Source organism: Erythrobacteraceae bacterium WH01K (assembly GCA_027941995.1).
Classification (GTDB): Bacteria; Pseudomonadota; Alphaproteobacteria; order Sphingomonadales; family Sphingomonadaceae; genus CAJXSN01.
Genome location: CP115966.1, coordinates 1465980 through 1481485 on the forward strand (window position 1 = coordinate 1465980; position 15506 = coordinate 1481485).

Annotated in this window: 15 protein-coding genes; 5 read left to right on the forward strand and 10 right to left on the reverse strand. The window is 60.0% G+C overall.

Annotation, left to right across the window (positions count from 1 at the left end):
• Window positions 1-48 precede the first annotated feature (48 nt).
• The gene (locus PF049_07275; protein WBY15420.1) at window positions 49-2961 is read left to right on the forward strand and encodes a conjugative relaxase; all 2913 of its coding nucleotides are present in this window, start codon (window positions 49-51) and stop codon (window positions 2959-2961) included.
• 93 nt (window positions 2962-3054) lie between these two features.
• Here the strand turns inward: PF049_07275 and PF049_07280 are convergent, their stop codons facing one another.
• From PF049_07280 to PF049_07295, 4 genes are all read right to left on the reverse strand, one after another.
• The gene (locus PF049_07280; protein WBY15421.1) at window positions 3055-4269 is read right to left on the reverse strand and encodes a type II toxin-antitoxin system HipA family toxin; all 1215 of its coding nucleotides are present in this window, start codon (window positions 4267-4269) and stop codon (window positions 3055-3057) included.
• A complete protein-coding gene (locus PF049_07285) occupies window positions 4266-4889 on the reverse strand; it encodes a helix-turn-helix transcriptional regulator (protein ID WBY15422.1) in 624 nt (207 codons plus the stop codon). The genes PF049_07280 and PF049_07285 overlap by 4 nt, the downstream gene beginning before the upstream one ends.
• A 547-nt stretch (window positions 4890-5436) precedes the next feature.
• A complete protein-coding gene (locus tag PF049_07290; GenBank protein WBY15423.1) occupies window positions 5437-7077 on the reverse strand; it encodes an AarF/UbiB family protein in 1641 nt (546 codons plus the stop codon).
• The gene (locus PF049_07295; protein WBY15424.1) at window positions 7028-7519 is read right to left on the reverse strand and encodes a MarR family transcriptional regulator; all 492 of its coding nucleotides are present in this window, start codon (window positions 7517-7519) and stop codon (window positions 7028-7030) included. Before PF049_07295 ends, PF049_07290 begins: the two co-directional genes overlap by 50 nt.
• 125 nt (window positions 7520-7644) lie before the next feature.
• Between PF049_07295 and PF049_07300 the strand changes: the two genes are divergently transcribed.
• The 3 genes from PF049_07300 to PF049_07310 are packed head-to-tail and all read left to right on the forward strand — an operon-like array spanning window position 7645 to window position 11811.
• On the forward strand, window positions 7645-8772 hold the full coding sequence (locus PF049_07300) for an HlyD family secretion protein (protein WBY15425.1): 1128 nt from the start codon (window positions 7645-7647) through the stop codon (window positions 8770-8772).
• Complete coding sequence (locus tag PF049_07305; protein WBY15426.1) at window positions 8769-10340, forward strand: MDR family MFS transporter; 1572 nt, start codon at window positions 8769-8771, stop codon at window positions 10338-10340. Before PF049_07300 ends, PF049_07305 begins: the two co-directional genes overlap by 4 nt.
• A 10-nt stretch (window positions 10341-10350) precedes the next feature.
• On the forward strand, window positions 10351-11811 hold the full coding sequence (locus PF049_07310; protein WBY15427.1) for an efflux transporter outer membrane subunit: 1461 nt from the start codon (window positions 10351-10353) through the stop codon (window positions 11809-11811).
• Here the strand turns inward: PF049_07310 and PF049_07315 are convergent.
• From PF049_07315 to PF049_07340, 6 genes are all read right to left on the reverse strand, one after another.
• Complete coding sequence (locus PF049_07315; GenBank protein WBY15428.1) at window positions 11741-12235, reverse strand: hotdog fold thioesterase; 495 nt, start codon at window positions 12233-12235, stop codon at window positions 11741-11743. The genes PF049_07310 and PF049_07315 overlap by 71 nt on opposite strands.
• Window positions 12232-13137, reverse strand: coding sequence for an alpha/beta hydrolase (locus PF049_07320; GenBank protein WBY15429.1), 906 nt, complete (start codon window positions 13135-13137; stop codon window positions 12232-12234). The genes PF049_07315 and PF049_07320 overlap by 4 nt, the downstream gene beginning before the upstream one ends.
• Before the next feature lie 234 nt (window positions 13138-13371).
• Window positions 13372-14007 carry a S24 family peptidase gene (locus PF049_07325; GenBank protein WBY15430.1) on the reverse strand — a complete coding sequence of 212 codons (636 nt, stop codon included), beginning with the start codon at window positions 14005-14007 and terminating at the stop codon, window positions 13372-13374.
• 303 nt (window positions 14008-14310) lie between these two features.
• Window positions 14311-14502 carry a hypothetical protein gene (locus tag PF049_07330; protein ID WBY15431.1) on the reverse strand — a complete coding sequence of 64 codons (192 nt, stop codon included), beginning with the start codon at window positions 14500-14502 and terminating at the stop codon, window positions 14311-14313.
• Window positions 14502-14642, reverse strand: coding sequence for a hypothetical protein (locus tag PF049_07335; protein ID WBY15432.1), 141 nt, complete (start codon window positions 14640-14642; stop codon window positions 14502-14504). The genes PF049_07330 and PF049_07335 overlap by 1 nt, the downstream gene beginning before the upstream one ends.
• Complete coding sequence (locus PF049_07340) at window positions 14633-15172, reverse strand: thermonuclease family protein (GenBank protein ID WBY15433.1); 540 nt, start codon at window positions 15170-15172, stop codon at window positions 14633-14635. The genes PF049_07335 and PF049_07340 overlap by 10 nt, the downstream gene beginning before the upstream one ends.
• Before the next feature lie 123 nt (window positions 15173-15295).
• On the opposite strand from PF049_07340, the gene PF049_07345 reads away from it, so the two are divergent.
• Window positions 15296-15505 (forward strand): hypothetical protein, encoded by a 210-nt coding sequence (locus PF049_07345; GenBank protein ID WBY15434.1) that lies wholly within the window; start codon window positions 15296-15298, stop codon window positions 15503-15505.
• Window position 15506 lies beyond the last annotated feature (1 nt).

Below are 15506 nucleotides of genomic sequence, written 5' to 3' on the forward strand. Positions count from 1 at the left end.
CGCTCAACCGGGGAGGGGACGAGGGCCAAGAGAAAGTGATCCCAGCCCATGCTTTCCGTCGCCAATGTCCGCTCGCCATCGGCGGCGGCAAGCTACTTCGCTTCGGACAATTACTACGCGAGCGCCGATGCCGACCGCTCGGGCCGGTGGGTCGGCGAGGGTGCAAGGCGCCTTGGTCTCGACGGCAAGGTCGAGACCGCAGTGTTCGACGCGCTGCTGCGCGGAGAGCTGCCCGACGGCAGCAGTGTCGGCAATCCCGGGCAGGCACACCGCCCAGGTACAGACCTCACCTTCTCCGTTCCCAAGAGCTGGTCGCTGCTGGCGCTCGTCGGGAAGGACGAGCGGATCATCCCTGCCTATCGCGAAGCCGTCCTCGAAGCGCTGCACTGGGCTGAGAAGAATGCGGCCGAGACCCGGATGGTGGAGAAAGGCAAGATCGTAACGCAGGCCACCGGAAACCTTGCGATCGGCCTGTTCCAGCACGACACCAACCGCAACCAGGAGCCGAACCTCCATTTCCATGCGGTGATCGCCAATGTCACGCAAGGCAAGGACGGGAAGTGGCGTACGCTCAAGAACGACCGGCTCTGGCAGCTCAACACCACGCTCAATTCTATCGCGATGGCGCGCTTTCGCGTCGCGGTCGAGAAGCTTGGCTATGAGCCGGGACCGACCCTCAAGCATGGCAATTTCGAGGCGCGCGGTATCACCCGCGAACAGGTCATGGCGTTCTCGAGCCGCCGCCAGGAAGTACTCGATGCACGGCGCGGTTCTGGTCTTGAAGCGGGCCGCATTGCCGCGCTCGATACGCGCGCGAGCAAGGACGGGATCGAGGACCGCGAGGCCCTCGGCATGCAATGGAGCGAAACCGCGAAATCGATCGGGTTGGACCTCGCGCCCTTGGTCGAGCGGGCGCAGACCCGCACACTGAAACAGTCGATCGAAACTGGCAGGTTCGGTTCGCTTGCCGAGCGCGGGCGCGCATGGCTGGGACGTTTCGCCGCGCATGTCAGGGGCGATCCGGCCGATCCGTTCGTGCCCAAATCGGTCCTCAGGCAGGGCCGTGAGACGATCGCAGCTGCGCAGGCCGTCGCTTCGGCGGTGCGTCATCTTTCGCAGCGCGAGGCTGCCTTCGAGCGCACCGCGCTCTACAAGGCTGCGCTCGATTTCGGGTTGCCAGCGACGATTGCCGATATTGAAAGACGGACCCGCGCCTTGGTGCGCTCCGGCGACCTGATAGCGGGCAAGGGAGACCACAGGGGCTGGCTCGCCTCGCGTGACGCGGTGCTGACCGAGCAAAGGATCATGTCCGAGGTTGCCGCCGGCAAGGGTGCGAGCTCATCTGCAGTTGAGCCGGGAAGCGCTACTGATCGTGTCCAGACCGCTGCAATGGCAGGGCAGGGGTTCTGCCTCAACGAGGGCCAGCTCGGAGCGGCGAAGCTGATCCTGACGTCAGAGGATCGAACGATCGCGGTCCAGGGAATTGCCGGTGCCGGCAAGAGCAGCGTTCTGAAGCCAGTCGCCGAGGTGCTGCGCGACGAGGGCCACCCGGTCATTGGCCTCGCGATCCAGAACACGCTCGTCCAGATGCTCGAACGCGACACCGGCATCGGCTCGCAGACGCTGGCACGCTTTCTTGGTGGCTGGAACAAGCTGCTCGACGATCCCGGCAACGCGGCGCTGCGTTTGGAGGCCAAGGCGGCGCTGAAGGACCATGTGCTCGTGCTCGACGAGGCTTCGATGGTCTCGAACGAGGACAAGGAAAAGCTCGTCCGCCTTGCCAATCTTGCTGGCGTTCACCGCCTGGTCCTGATGGGGGACCGCAAGCAGCTCGGCGCAGTCGATGCGGGCAAACCCTTCGCGCTGCTGCAGCGGACGGGCATGGCGAGCGCTGAAATGGCGACCAACCTGCGCGCCCGCGATCCAGTCATCCGCGAGGCGCAGGCGGCAGCACAGGCGGGTGATGTACGCACGGCGCTGCGTCACCTGCAGCCGCACACGGTCGAGGCCAAGGGCGATGGCGCGCTGGTCGCTGCTGATACCTGGTTGGCGCTCGACAAGGACGACCGCGCGCGGACATCGATCTACGCCTCGGGCCGCGCCATCCGCTCTGCGGTCAATGCTGCCGTCCAGCAGGGACTTCTCGCCAATGGCGAGATCGGACCGGGCAAGGCCGAGCTTGGAGTGCTCGATCGCGTCAACACGACCCGCGAAGAACTGCGACATCTGTCAGCCTACCAGCCTGGTCGGGTGCTCGAGGTCTCGAGAAAGCAACAGGCCCTGGGACTGTCAGCGGGCGAGTATCGTGTCCTGGGACAGGACCGGAAGGGCAGGCAGGTCGAAGTCGCGGACAAGCGCGGCAAGCGGTTCGCGTTCGATCCTGCGCGGATCAGGGCAGGGAAGGGCGACCAGAATCTCGTCTTGCATGAGCCGAGGAAGCTCGAAATCCATGAAGGCGACCGGATCCGCTGGACCCGCAACGATCACCGGCGCGGCCTGTTCAATGCCGACCAGGCCAGGGTGGTTGCCATTGCCGGCGGAAAGGTCACTTTCGAAACTTCAAGGGGAGACCAGGTCGAGCTCAAAAAGGACGATCCGATGCTGAAGCGGATCGATCTTGCCTATGCGCTGAACGCCCATATGGCGCAGGGTCTGACATCCGATCGCGGCATAGCCGTCATGGACAGCCGCGAGCGCAACCTGTCGAACCAGAAGACCTTCCTGGTGACGATCACGAGGCTTCGCGATCACCTGACGCTGGTTGTCGATAGTTCGGACAGGCTCGGAGCAGCCGTCGCACGCAACAAGGGCGAGAAGGCCTCGGCCCTCGAGGTCACCGCACAGTTGACCCCGCCAGAAAAGAAAAACGGCGAACTTGATCAGCTGAAACCGGAAGAGGTCAACAAGGCCGAAAAGGAACTCGCCCGAAGCAAGAGCAAGACACTGGACTTCGGGATTTGAAGGGCCGCTATGTGCCAGATTTTCTGACGAATTGGGCCAGGCAGTTGGTCCAGGTGGTGCTTACACGCGAACGGCCGGATTTCGGAACCGCTCTCAGATCGCAAGAGTCTTGCGATGCCTCTCAATCGCGCTTCGCACGTCATCGGGGAAGGGCAGGTGTCCGCTTTCGTTGCTCCAGGCGTCGTCGAACTGTGCAACGACATCCTTCGCTGTCGCGGTGATCAGCTTGGCAGGCAGCCTTGCCTTGTCGGCGATCGCCTCGAGTTCATCATAGGTATAGGACGCCCACTCGCGCGAGCTATGAAACTTGAGTGCAGCATCGTCGCCTGGGATATAGGCGAGCGTCGAAAGCAGGTCATAGGCAGGTGCCAGCAGCGCGTTTCGCCTATCCGGATAGATCAACGACCAGTTCTTGAGGTGCATGTCGCCATTCCCGATCAGCACCGAGTAGGTGAGCCGGCGGACCAATTCGACCACGCTTTGCTCGTCGGTCTCGATCGCCAGCACGCTGAGGATCTGGCGGTAGCTCGCATTCTCGTATTTATCGTCTGCAAAGACACCGAACACCTGGGCGAAGTCTTCGGTGTGTACGGGTCCCTCTTCTCCCCGGTCGAAGCGCCGGATGGCAAAAGCGGACTCTCCGTAACGGGTGATACCTTCGGGTATGCCATCAATCTGATCGAGCGGAACAAGGTCGATTTCAGGAACGTCGATCCCGATCTTTGCCGCCAGTTTCATCGCTGCGAATTCTGCCTCGGGCACGTCCGGATGTCTGGCAGACGGGAGCTTGACGATCCAGTCGCCGCCGCTGCCCGTGACCGGGATCGTCAGCCCGCCATTCTTGCCCTGGGCTTTGATTGCCGAGAATTTGAGTTGCACGCCGGCAAGCGAGAAGCGCAGCGCGCGCTCTGCCTGCTTCCCCGCCGCTTCTTCATCTAGCTCGTCGGCCTCCGTTTCCTCGGCATCGACGGCGACGGCGCGCACTGCGCCGGGAAGATCGTGCCCGAGCTGTGCGAGAAGGTGGTACTCGCGCATGGCTTTCACGCCCGCGCGGCGGGCCAGGTAGTCGCGAAGCGTGCCTTCAGGAAGGAGGTTGGAGAAGAACGGCTCAATCTTCGTTCGATAGCTGCGTGTCTCGGCAATGATTTCGCCGTTCGCGTCCTTGTAGGCCAGCGACAGCGTTGGCCGATCCTGGTCGGCAAGGTAGACTTCGTCGAATGTGAAGATGCTCGCATCTCCATCGAGGCGCGCAATGGTTCCAACGCGCGTCTTACCCAGAAAGATATCGAGAGCAGCTGCGTCGATCATGTGGCGTCGTCCCCAAGGCGGTAAGCAGGCCGTCTTGAGGCACTGTCTTGACCGATTGCTTGAACCTGCGAGTTTCTGACGTGTTGGAGGGCACGCGTGGATGCTGCGATCTGTTGGGTGAGTTTCTTCCTTCCCTCTTGCTGCTCAAGCGCCCAGCCGAGATCCTGGAGATGCTTTTTCAGATGAGCGACGGGCTGCAAGGCCTGCTCGATGGCTTTGAGCGTTTCGGGAGTGAAATTAACGGCCTGGATATCCTTAAGTGCGCTTTGAAGCTCGGTCACTTCGGTGACGCTCGGATAGCTCTCCCGTACTCGCTCGGCGAACCGGTTGGTTTCGGCAATCGTTGCGAGCACTCGACTTGCCTCGCTTCTTTCGCGCTGTGAGCGAACTACGCCTTCGATCGCCGGTACGGTCCTTCGAGGCACTAGCTTCAGTTCGAGGTCGAGCGCGCGCGCTATTTCGACGAGGCTGGAAATCTGTAGGTCTACACTCCCGCCTTCGATTTTGGAGATATGGCTTTGAGGCAAGCCTACCCGTTCACCCAGCTGTTTCTGGGTAAAGCCTTTTGCTATCCGTGCCGCTTTGATGCTTGCGGCGATGTCCTCGATTGTCGTGCTCATAAATATGTTTCTACATATGCTGGCCTACGTCTATATGTTTTAGCATATACCATGATCGTTGAGAAAGGCAATAGAGATATGCAATGGCATATATACACTACCCATGATAGGCCATTGCATATCATGGGTAGTGTTTGCCGCGCATAAAGCGTGAGCCGTCGTCACTTCAAAGAGCCTTTTCCCGCTCTTTCGATGACAGAGCTTTCGCCCAGAGATCTGCCATTCAGTCAGGAAGGCCAACGGCGGCAATGCGCCCTAATCCCGGTCATTCGAGTAGTCACGATTTTCGCCCAAAAGCTGCCGTTGGTTCAGACTAGCGTCGATGGCAGCTATGCGCCCCAATAGCGGCCATAAAGTCAGGCCAGGACACGCTTGAAAGCTGCCGTTCCAAAGTTTCGTCTGATTGAGGGAAAATAAGCCTTCAATCGCAATAGGTCGAAAAATTTTCTTCGCGATGCGTCTTGGTCGCTGAAGTGAGGCGCATGAAATCCTCGTTAAGTTCGGCTTTGCCGTATCGTGACCGTGCACGAATTAAGTTGCTCCTTCATTATGACTTTCGGATGAGCACCACCCCAGCAATCACAAGCGCGCCGCCAGCCAGAAGCCAGGATTGATCGACAAGCAACGCGCTAGCTATGATCAATGCGGCAGCTAGAGGGCCTTTCAAGGACTGACGCTCATTGCGAAGTCCAGCGAGCTGCTCGATACTGAGCGGATCGAGCTGAACCGGCACATATCCTGATTTTGCGATCGAGTTCGCAGTGGCAAGTATGTCGGGCAAGGACGCCGACAAACCCAGCAGCTGACCGCGAAGTCTCTTCAAACCCGACCGAGCGCTGCCGAGCGAGAACCGCTCGGCGAGAAGCTCCGTGATGATCGGCCGGGTCTCTTCGGCGATGTTGTAGTCCGGTGCCAGCGATCGGACGAAGCCCTCTGCAGTCAACAAGGTACGCAGAAGAATGGCCAGATCAGGTGGCAGAACCAGTCGATAATCCCGCAACAGGTCGAAAGCGCGGGAAAAAATCTGCGAGAACTCGATGCCAGATAGCACGGTCCCCCTGAACTCTCCGATCAACTGATCCAGATCCACCGCGAGCGCATCGCGATCCACCTTCGGCTCCCCCGCCCATGCGAGCAGGACATTCGCGACATCGCTGGTTTCCTCACCAGCGATCGCAAGGACGAGGCGGACGATCTCGTCGCGCCTGGCCTTGGTGAGCGTCCCGACCGATCCAAAGTCGATGAAGCCGACATCCTGCTCGCCGATCATGAAGACGTTACCGGGATGGGGGTCGCCGTGAAATTCGCCGTTCAGGATGATCATCCGCAGGACAGCGTTGGCATAGCTTTTAGCGAAAGCCGCCACCCGCGGGTCGCCCGATGGGCTGCCCAGCGAAGACGCGGGCCTGCCGTACAGGCGTTCCTGAACGTTCACCCGCAGCCCGGTCAGTTCCCAATGGATGGCCGGGGACCTGACGCCGATGGTATCGAGATATGCGCCGATCCGCTCGCAGGCTCGGGATTCCGCAGCGAGGTCCATCTCCCAGGCAAGATTGCGGCCGAAGGTCCGCAGAAACTCGACTGGCCGGTAACGCGCGATGTCAGGAGAGCGTGCTTCTGCGATCTCGGCAAGACGCACAAGCAGACGCACATCGGCTTCCATCCGCGCGGCGGTGCCCGGGCGTCGAACCTTCACGATGACCTTGCTACCGTCCCTTAGCTCGGCGGAATAGGTCTGTGCAATCGAGGCGGACGCCAAAGGCTTTTCGTCGAACTGCGCAAAGTCGTTCCGCCAGTCCTCACCCCAGCTTGAAGCAAGTACGGGCTCGATATCTGCGAAGCGCACTGGCGACACCTGATCGTGCAGGGTTGAGAATGCCGTGATCCAGTGTTCGGTGAACAGATCGCTTCGGGTGGCGAGGAGCTGCCCCAGTTTTATGCCGACTGGCCCGATGTCACGGAGGAACGCGACAACTGCGGCCGGGCGAAATTCGCGAGGGTCGATGACATTGTTCGAAGAGGGAATAAACCCGAGGGCTCCGGCGAGATTCTTCGCTCCGTGCCTCATTAGGATTCGGCCAATCTCCGCGGCGCGAGCGATGCTGCCGATAGGCTTTTCCGGGGGCGATGCCATGATTTTATTCAGCCTCGGCACGGTGTTGGTCCAGATTTTCCGATACCCTTTCAAGAATCTGCTGCAGCGTTCGCTTCTCGTCGGCGGCAATGTCGCGCCAAAGCAGATCATGAAGCCTATCCGCGGAGCCTCTCAGTTCGGGCAGCAGATCGTCAAGCTGCTCCGTGAGGATGAGCTGCCACGCTCGCCGATCCGTCTCAGCTCGAAGCCTTTTCATCAGCCCGCGTGCGCAAAGACCTGCAACCGCCTGGCCGATGGTCGCCGATTCCAGTTCCAGTTTCTTGGCGATTTCAGCCTGCGTAAGGGCAGGATCGCGAAGAAGTTGTCCGATGATCCTCCACTGTGTCTGATTGAGACCGATCCTGGCGACCCTCGCATCGTACACTCTGCGCGCGCCGCGACTGATCTCGTCCATAAGATAGAGAATGCGGTCATTATCGGTGATGACCTTCTGCCGACGCTGAGACCGTGACATGGTATCTGGTTTTTCATCCATAGCGCTGTGTAGTCGGATAGCCTCGGATGCCCAAATGCAAACTGCTAAATGCCTTTACTATTTGACTCACGGCTCATAGGGCGCGAGACGCGTTCACCTTTTACTGAGGCTGCCGAAAGAGTCAGATGACCGATAACTCCAACCAACCGGAGCAGGAGGGCACAACCCCAACGAAACCGCAATCGCGTCGTGGCTTGCGCATCGTGCTAATCATCGTTGGTCTTGCCGTGCTGCTTGGCGGGATCTGGTGGTACTACCGGCACGTAACCTACGGACAGTACATGCAGTCGACCGATAACGCCTATGTCGCTGCCGACAGCGTCGTTATCTCTTCCAAGGTAGCGGGATACGTCGAAGAGGTCTTCGTGGGGGAGAACGAGCAGGTTGCTCGCGGCGGAGCCCTCGTACAACTGGATTTGCGGGATTATCAGGCGCAAGCGCAACAGGCGCGCGCGCAGATCGCTGCGACCCTGGCCGGTGCCGACACAATCCGTTCTCAGGTAGCCGAACAGGATGCAGCCATTCGCCAGGCGCGGGCCCAACTCGCCGCCGCGCGCGCAGCACTGGACCTCGCGAACGACCAGGTGGCGCGATATCGGCCCCTTGCCGCGACAGGAGCCGAACCGCGGGAAAAGCTAGACCAGTATGAGGCGCAGGCGCGGCAGGCGCGGGCCGAACTCGCCGCTGCGCAGGCGGCGGTGGCTGCCGCGACCGCTCGCCGGGGGACCCTGTTCGAGCAGATCAGCCAGACCCAGGCGCAGGCGGACGCTGCCCGCGCTCAGCTGGAAACAGCCGACCTTACGGTTGAATCGACCTTGCTGCGCGCCAGCAAGGCCGGCCGCGTCGGCGATCTCTCGGTGAGGGTGGGCCAGTTCGTGCAACCGGGTCAACGTTTGATGACGGTGGTTCCGGTGAACGCGATCTACGTGACCGCGAACTTCAAAGAAACGCAGGTCGGCCTCATCCGGGCCGGCCAGAGCGTCAGGCTCGAAGTTGACGCCCTGCCAGGCCTTGAGATCGCGGGACGAGTGGTCAGCATATCGCCGGGAACGGGCGCGGAATTTTCCATCCTCCCCCCCGAAAATGCCACCGGCAACTTTACCAAGATCGTTCAACGGATACCCGTCCGCATCGCTATCGATGCTCCCCCTGAAGTGCGGCGTCTGCTCGTTCCCGGCATGTCGGTAGTGGCTACGGTCGACACCCGGAATGCTGCCGGCGAATTGGAAGAGATCTCGAGTCGGACTCAATGACCGAGATACTGGCAGCGCAGGACACTTCGATCGGGCCGGCCGGGAGCCGAAAGAACGCAGACGTGACTGCCTGGGTCGCTGTGGCCGCGGGCGCGCTCGGCGCCATGCTCGCGACGCTGGACATATCAATCGTCAATTCCGCACTCCCCGTCATTCAGGGCGAGATCGGTGCCACAGGCGCCGAAGGCACCTGGATTGCTACGTCATTTCTCGTTGCTGAAATCGTCGTCATTCCGCTGAGCGCTTGGCTGGAACGGCTGTTCGGTCTGCGAACCCTCCTCATCATCGCGGTCAGCGCGTTCACCGCATTTTCGGTGCTATGCGGTGTAGCCACCGACCTTACGACCATGATCATTGGCCGAACGGGCCAGGGCTTCATGGGCGGAGTCCTCATTCCGACCGCAATGACTATTGTGGCTAAACGATTGCCGCCGCACCAACAGCCAATCGGAATGGCCCTGTTCGGCATGACTGTGGTTCTTGGCCCCGTGATGGGGCCATTGATCGGCGGCTGGCTGACCGAGAACCTGAGCTGGCACTATGCCTTTTTCGTCAATGTGCCAGTCTGCGCAATCCTGCTGCTCTTGCTGTTTATCGGGCTGCCTCACGAGAAGCCCAAGTGGGAATATCTCACGGACGCCGATTGGGCGGGCATTGTCGGGCTTATCTTGGGGCTGGGCGGACTTACGGTCGTCCTTGAGGAGGGCCACCGCGAGGAATGGTTTGAATCCTCTCTCATTCGCTTGCTAACGATGGTGACCATTATCGGCTTTGCCTGTTTGATTTACGGACAAGTGAAAGCACGCAAGCCGGTCTTGAAACTTCGGCTCCTGTTCAATCGACAGTTCGCCAGCGTCGCGATCATGGCGCTCGCCCTGGGCATGGTGATGTATGGTTCGACCTACGTTATCCCCCAGTTCCTCGCGATCATCTCTGACTATAATGCTTTTCAGACGGGACTGGTCATCTTCTGGATGGGTGTCCCGGCCTTTCTCCTGATGCCGGTTCTGCCCCTGATGATCCGCAAGGTGGACATCCGCATTGCCGTCGGCACCGGAATGCTGCTGATGGCGATCAGCTGCTTTGTCAGCACGAGTCTGACCGCCGAATCCGGCGGCGCTGTCTTCACTGAAAGTCAGCTTATCCGCGGGGCCGGAATGATACTTGCGATGATGTTCCTGAATCAGGCAACGGTTGCGTCGGTGGCCAAGGAAGACGCGGGCGATGCCTCGGGCATTTTCAACGCGGCCCGCAATCTCGGTGGCTCTTTCGCTCTTTCGGCACTGGCATCGTTCCAGGACCAGCGGATCTGGCATCATAGCCGGCGGATGGAAGAGACCCTGAATGCGAACAGCGTTTCGCTACAGGACTATCTCGACGGGCTGGCGCGAAACTTCGGCGGCATGGAGGGGGCGATGGCCGTCCTGAGCCGCACCCTCCAACGCGAGGCGTTCATAATGACCTACAATGATGTGTTCCTGGTTATGGGGATTCTGACCCTCGCGACGGTTCCGCTGGTCCTCTTCCTGAGGCCGCTTCCAAAAAATGTCTCCCTTTCGATGCACTGAGCCCTACACGATGCGCCACTTGCTACCTCCGATTATCACTATCGCCTTGCTAGCTGGATGCACGGCAGGGCCCGATTATGCAGGCCCCCCGGAAGTTGTGTCAGCAGACACGGGCACTCGCTTTGTGCGCGCTGGCAGTGATGTGAGCGCATCTGATCCGGTTGTCGCTCAATGGTGGCTGCTGCTCGGCGATCCCGAGTTGGCGCGGCTGGTGGAGGCTGCGCTGTCCGGCAACCCTTCGCTCGCCGCAGCGCAGGCGCGCATTGCCCAGGCACGGGCATCCATCAGGCAAGACCGTGCGGGTCGAATGCCATCGCTTGGGGCACAGGCCACCACCGTGCAGGGCCGGCTTCCTGGTCTCGACATTCAAGGCGGGGCGCCCCCCCCGTCAGAGCAAACCAATTCCGACGCAGAAACCGATGACTCGCTCAGCTTTTTCAATGTGGGCCTTAACGCCAACTGGGAGCTGGAGTTCGCCGGTGGCTCGCGCAGGCGCATTGAAGCCAGCAATGCCCAAGCTGCTGCAACGGTGGCCAATGCAGAGGACGCAAAGGTCCAGTTGACTGCCCAAGTGGCCAGCACCTACGTCAATTTGCGGGAGGCCCAATTCCGCGCAGAACAATTTGAGGCGCAGATTTCGTTGCAGGAAGAGATCCTGGCGCTGACATACCAACGCTATCAGCGCGGTGCATTGCCGCTTTTCCCGGTAGGCACCGCGAATGCCGAACTGCAGATGCTCAAGTCACAACTTGCCGAAGCTGAAGCGGATATCGCAGTCCTGTCTGATGCACTCGCTATACTGACCGGACAGGTGCCGGGATCAGTTGATGCAGCGCTCACGACTGCGCATTCCATTCCCATGCCGCCAGAGCAGGTCGCGATCGGCGATCCGGCAAGCCTGGTGGCGCGTCGGCCTGACATAAGGGCGGCCGAACGGTCTCTTGCCGCGTCGACGGCGCGGATCGGGGTGGCCGAGGCGGCGCGGTTCCCGAAATTGTCCTTCACAGGGATCCTGGGCCTCGGCGGATCCTCGTTGGACGACGTTGTCGATGTCGGCGATTTCTCCGCACTCGCGATTCCGCGCCTCCAGTGGAATTTTCTGGATTTCGGCAGGGTAGACGCTGCGATCGACCAAGCCGGGGCAGCGCGCAACGAAGCAGTCGCCAATTACCAGCAGACGGTGCTTCTGGCACTGCAAGACGCCGAACGTGCCTTGGCTCGCTTCGGCCAGCAGCGTGTTGCGCTCGCTGCCAGTATGCAAATCAAGAAGCAGGCTGACGTCGCGGCAGACCTGAACCGCCAACGTTTTGCCGCAGGAGCGATCTCGAAGGCTGACCTCAACCGGGCCCTGCGAGAACAGCAGCAGGCCTCAGGAGACCTCGTCCGGGCAAGAGGCGCCCTTACGCTGTCGTGGATTGCGCTGCAGAAGTCGCTGGGCCTTGGGTGGCAAGAGCCTGTTCGAGATCAATAGTCCCGCGGCGCTGATCAATTGATCCGGTTGACGAGAAGTAAGCGCCCCTGCCGCTGGCGACCAACTTGCCGTCGGGCTCGAGAACCCGGGTTTCCGCCACCGAAATCTGTCGCCCGATCTTCACGATCTGTCCGTGAGCAGTGAGAGGTCCTGAGGTTGCAGGACGGTGGTAATCGACATGCAGATCGGCCGTCGCTCTCGCCGCGACGCCCCCGGCAAGCAGAGTATAAAGCCCGGTGAGGTCGACCAGTGAAGCCAGGACCCCTCCATGCGCCGACCCAATCATAGGGTTCGACACGATCTCTTCGCGCCATGGCATGGTGATCGAGATTGACTGGTCGGAGCATGTTGCAATCTCCAGCCCAAGCCATCGGTGAAACGGCGCGATATTCAGCATTTCCTGCAAGCGCTCTCGATCGATCATAGCTCCCTCGTCCCCTGTGGCTGAGCCGTATCGGATGAGTGATAGCGCCCTAGGAAATCGACGATAGCGGCGGAAAAGGCATCGTTCGCATCGCCCACGACCATGTGCGTGGCATCGGCAATATCGGTGTATTCTGCATGGGGGGCGAGTTGTCGCAGATGCAAAACGGCCTCTTCGGAAACAAGATCGCTAGAGCCGCCTCGGATGAGGTGAAGCGGAAGCGTGAGATTCGCCGCAGCTTGGCTCAGCATTGCCGATTGACGTTCTTGGCTGTCTGGGTCGCCTTGTCTGGCTGACATTATATTACGGATAAACACCGGGTCCCAGTGCCAATAGAAGCGCCCATCCGACTTCTGCCGCAGATAGTTTTTCAGACCATCGCTCGCGCCCCGCTTGGGACGATGCGGTATGTAGCGAGCGATCACGTCGGCCGCCTCCTCTGGTGAGGCGAAGCCGCTATCGACATGCTCTTCCATGAAACCAACCACGCGCATCACACCGCTGGGCTCCATGCGCGGGGCAATGTCGACCAATGTGAGTGAAGCAAAGCTACCTGGAGCAAGCTCCCCTGCGGCAATCAGTCCAGCGAGCCCGCCCAGTGAAGCGCCAACCAGCGCTGGCTTCTGGTCCAGGCGCGACGCTGCAGCGACCAGATCCGCCGCGAAGTCGCGCATTTCATAAGCTCCGCATGGCGACCAATCGCTGTCTCCGTGACCGCGCATGTCGAAGGCGATTGCGCGAAAGCCGGCTTGAGCCAGCTCGCTGACCACCCTTCTCCACGCGCGCCGTGTCTGCCCGCCGCCGTGCGCAAGAAGGACGGGTTTAGCGTAGGCATCCCCCTCAGCCTCGGCTGTAAGAGAAATCGCGCCTGCGCCCTCAATCGTAAAGGTTTCTCTCGCCATCTCCGGATGGTAGGAAAGGCGCGCTAAATAGTAAACCAATTTAGTTTGTGGCTCTCGGCTCCGTGTTGGCTGTCCTGCAGGGGCGTTTCAACGACGGCAAAAGTCTATGCCAAGAGGGGTTTCTCCAGACCATTCTCTAATGCACCGGCTTGCGATTCGGTCAGTAGTCGCTGTCCGCTTAATCCGCTCAAAGATATAAAAGCTGCCTTTCCGCTTCCGGCCCAAGTCCTGCCGTTACAAGGCTCGGCCAAACCAGATGACCCGACCGACGACGTGCACCTCAGATCGGTCCATGTCGTGCCAAGTTGGATAAGCTGGGTTGTCGCTGGCGATTGTGATTTGTCGGCCACCAGGCTTGATAGCAATACGCTTAACGACCAGAGCATCATCAGCGCGCAAAACGTAGATTCCATCGCGCAATCGTGAGCCATGGTCTGACGCGTCGACCAGGACCTCGTCACCATCGCTGAGCGTGGGCTCCATCGAGTCACCCTTTACGCCGACGATCGACAGGCTGGCGCTCTTGGCCGACGTCAGGTGCCGCAGCCACCGCTCATCGAACCCGAACCGGGTGTGTGCAGTCTCACTGGCAGCTACCGCGCCGAATCCAGCAGATGCTTCCACATCGAGAACGGGGATCTCGACCATACCATCATTGACTGGATTGGCGGGACCGCCGAGCACTTGCTCATCGACGCCGAAGAAGCAGGCAAGTGTCTTTCGGTCTTCGTCATCGAGCTTTCGCGGTGAACCGCGCTTGATGAATTGCTGCACATAGGCAGGGTTGCGGCCAAGCAGCCGCGATATCGAGGCGTAGCCATATCCGCCCTTGAGGATCAGCCGGTCGAGCTCTTCCCTGACATGTTCCATCTGTCTGTCCTTCGAATCTCAATTGTAGGAATTTTCCTAGACTCGCGGATGTGATCCTACTAAGAACATAACAAGAACACAAGGGATTTGCGAGTCGGAGCGAAAGGGTTATGACCTTGCTGGAACGGATCGAAAAGCATCTGAAAGATCACCATATTTCGGCAACGCGCTTCGGCCGGCGCGCAGTTGGCGATCCTCGATTCGTACTCGATCTCAGGCAAGGGCGAAGGCCGCGTCGACGAACGCTTGAACGGCTGGAAGCCTATCTGCAGTCAGTCGACGCTAGAGATCCTCAAGGTTCTATCAGGAATAGGTCCTGCGCTCGACAAGTTGCTCATAGCGACGGGCAACATTCTGCCAAAGTCTTGCCCCGTCCTGCTCGCCGGCCTGGTATAGCTGATCGATCTTCGACGCAATGAATTCACCTCCGGCGTCGCCATGGTGCTTATCCACCCACAGCGCCATGCCCCAAAGCTCCTGATCACGGGTGAGCATCAGAAGAGTGACCCGATGCCTGCGATGAGCATAAGGACAATCGGAATACCCAGCAGCCATGCTTCGAGCTTCAATTTCCATTCCCGCTCGTTGCCCGGCAAGGGATCGTCACTGTCCGGCCAGATGCGCATCAGCACCATGGCTCCCTGCGTCCGGACCAGGTTCGTGCTAGTCCTTCCGCGACCAATTGGTCGCCGATCGAGCGGCCATCGCGCATCAGGACACGGAGCTTACGACCGTACTGGTCTTCGTCTCGATTACCGATTGGAACGGCGGAGAACTCTCCCTGATTGAGCAGAACCACCAACCTGTCGCGTGCCCTTATGCCGAGATCGTATTCGATATCGCATCTTGGCTGCGAAATTTCAGGCGTGTCGATATCCGCGATCCTGATCTTCACGCCTTCGAGCCAGATCGTGTCGCCATCGACAACGCAGGTGCGCCTGACCATGCCGCAAACGGCAAAGCTGTGCTTGGTTCGTGCCTCAGCGATCGCCGAACCAAAAGGCCAGTAGATGCCAAGAATGCCGCCCAGAATGCCAACGAGTAAGCCTCCGGCAACAAGCAGCGCAAGGCCGCGCCGTTTGCCTTGCTTCTGTCGGAGAACTCCTGCGTGAAAATCGAAGACATTATTCTGAGGTGATCTTCCTGCCATGCCAACTCCTTTCATTTTCGGGCCTGCAAGCCAAGATACCGTGCTCGCTTTTCCGATGATTTTCGGCTATTTTCTCAGCAACAAGATGGGGCTGAGAAGAGGAGAGGGCGGCTCCCTTCTTGTGAAGGAGAATGAGCGATGAACGATCCAGACGACACACCCCCGGGCGGCAAGGAGGGCTGGGAGGGCTTCCGCGAAGTAGATCGGGCCATCGCCGAGAACCGTCTCACTTCCTACACCTGGAAAAAGACCTGGGCTGACCCGTGGGGCAAGCTTGGATTGATCCTGTTCGGGGTCCTGTTCCTCGCCTTTTTGATCTATGTGATCATCTACGACGGGCTGATCTGAG

Excerpts from the sequence above, each read along its gene's own strand:
- PF049_07325 (WBY15430.1), bottom strand. The coding sequence starts at position 14,007 with ATGGAACATGTCAGGGAAGAGCTCGACCGGCTGATCCTCAAGGGCGGA.
- PF049_07310 (WBY15427.1), top strand. The coding sequence starts at position 10,351 with ATGCGCCACTTGCTACCTCCGATTATCACTATCGCCTTGCTAGCTGGA.
- PF049_07320 (WBY15429.1), bottom strand. The coding sequence starts at position 13,137 with ATGGCGAGAGAAACCTTTACGATTGAGGGCGCAGGCGCGATTTCTCTT.
- PF049_07330 (WBY15431.1), bottom strand. The coding sequence starts at position 14,502 with ATGCTCACCCGTGATCAGGAGCTTTGGGGCATGGCGCTGTGGGTGGAT.
- PF049_07295 (WBY15424.1), bottom strand. The coding sequence starts at position 7,519 with ATGGATGAAAAACCAGATACCATGTCACGGTCTCAGCGTCGGCAGAAG.
- PF049_07285 (WBY15422.1), bottom strand. The coding sequence starts at position 4,889 with ATGAGCACGACAATCGAGGACATCGCCGCAAGCATCAAAGCGGCACGG.
- PF049_07345 (WBY15434.1), top strand. The coding sequence starts at position 15,296 with ATGAACGATCCAGACGACACACCCCCGGGCGGCAAGGAGGGCTGGGAG.
- PF049_07315 (WBY15428.1), bottom strand. The coding sequence starts at position 12,235 with ATGATCGATCGAGAGCGCTTGCAGGAAATGCTGAATATCGCGCCGTTT.
- PF049_07340 (WBY15433.1), bottom strand. The coding sequence starts at position 15,172 with ATGAAAGGAGTTGGCATGGCAGGAAGATCACCTCAGAATAATGTCTTC.
- PF049_07300 (WBY15425.1), top strand. The coding sequence starts at position 7,645 with ATGACCGATAACTCCAACCAACCGGAGCAGGAGGGCACAACCCCAACG.
- PF049_07335 (WBY15432.1), bottom strand. The coding sequence starts at position 14,642 with ATGGTGCTGATGCGCATCTGGCCGGACAGTGACGATCCCTTGCCGGGC.
- PF049_07305 (WBY15426.1), top strand. The coding sequence starts at position 8,769 with ATGACCGAGATACTGGCAGCGCAGGACACTTCGATCGGGCCGGCCGGG.
- PF049_07280 (WBY15421.1), bottom strand. The coding sequence starts at position 4,269 with ATGATCGACGCAGCTGCTCTCGATATCTTTCTGGGTAAGACGCGCGTT.
- PF049_07275 (WBY15420.1), top strand. The coding sequence starts at position 49 with ATGCTTTCCGTCGCCAATGTCCGCTCGCCATCGGCGGCGGCAAGCTAC.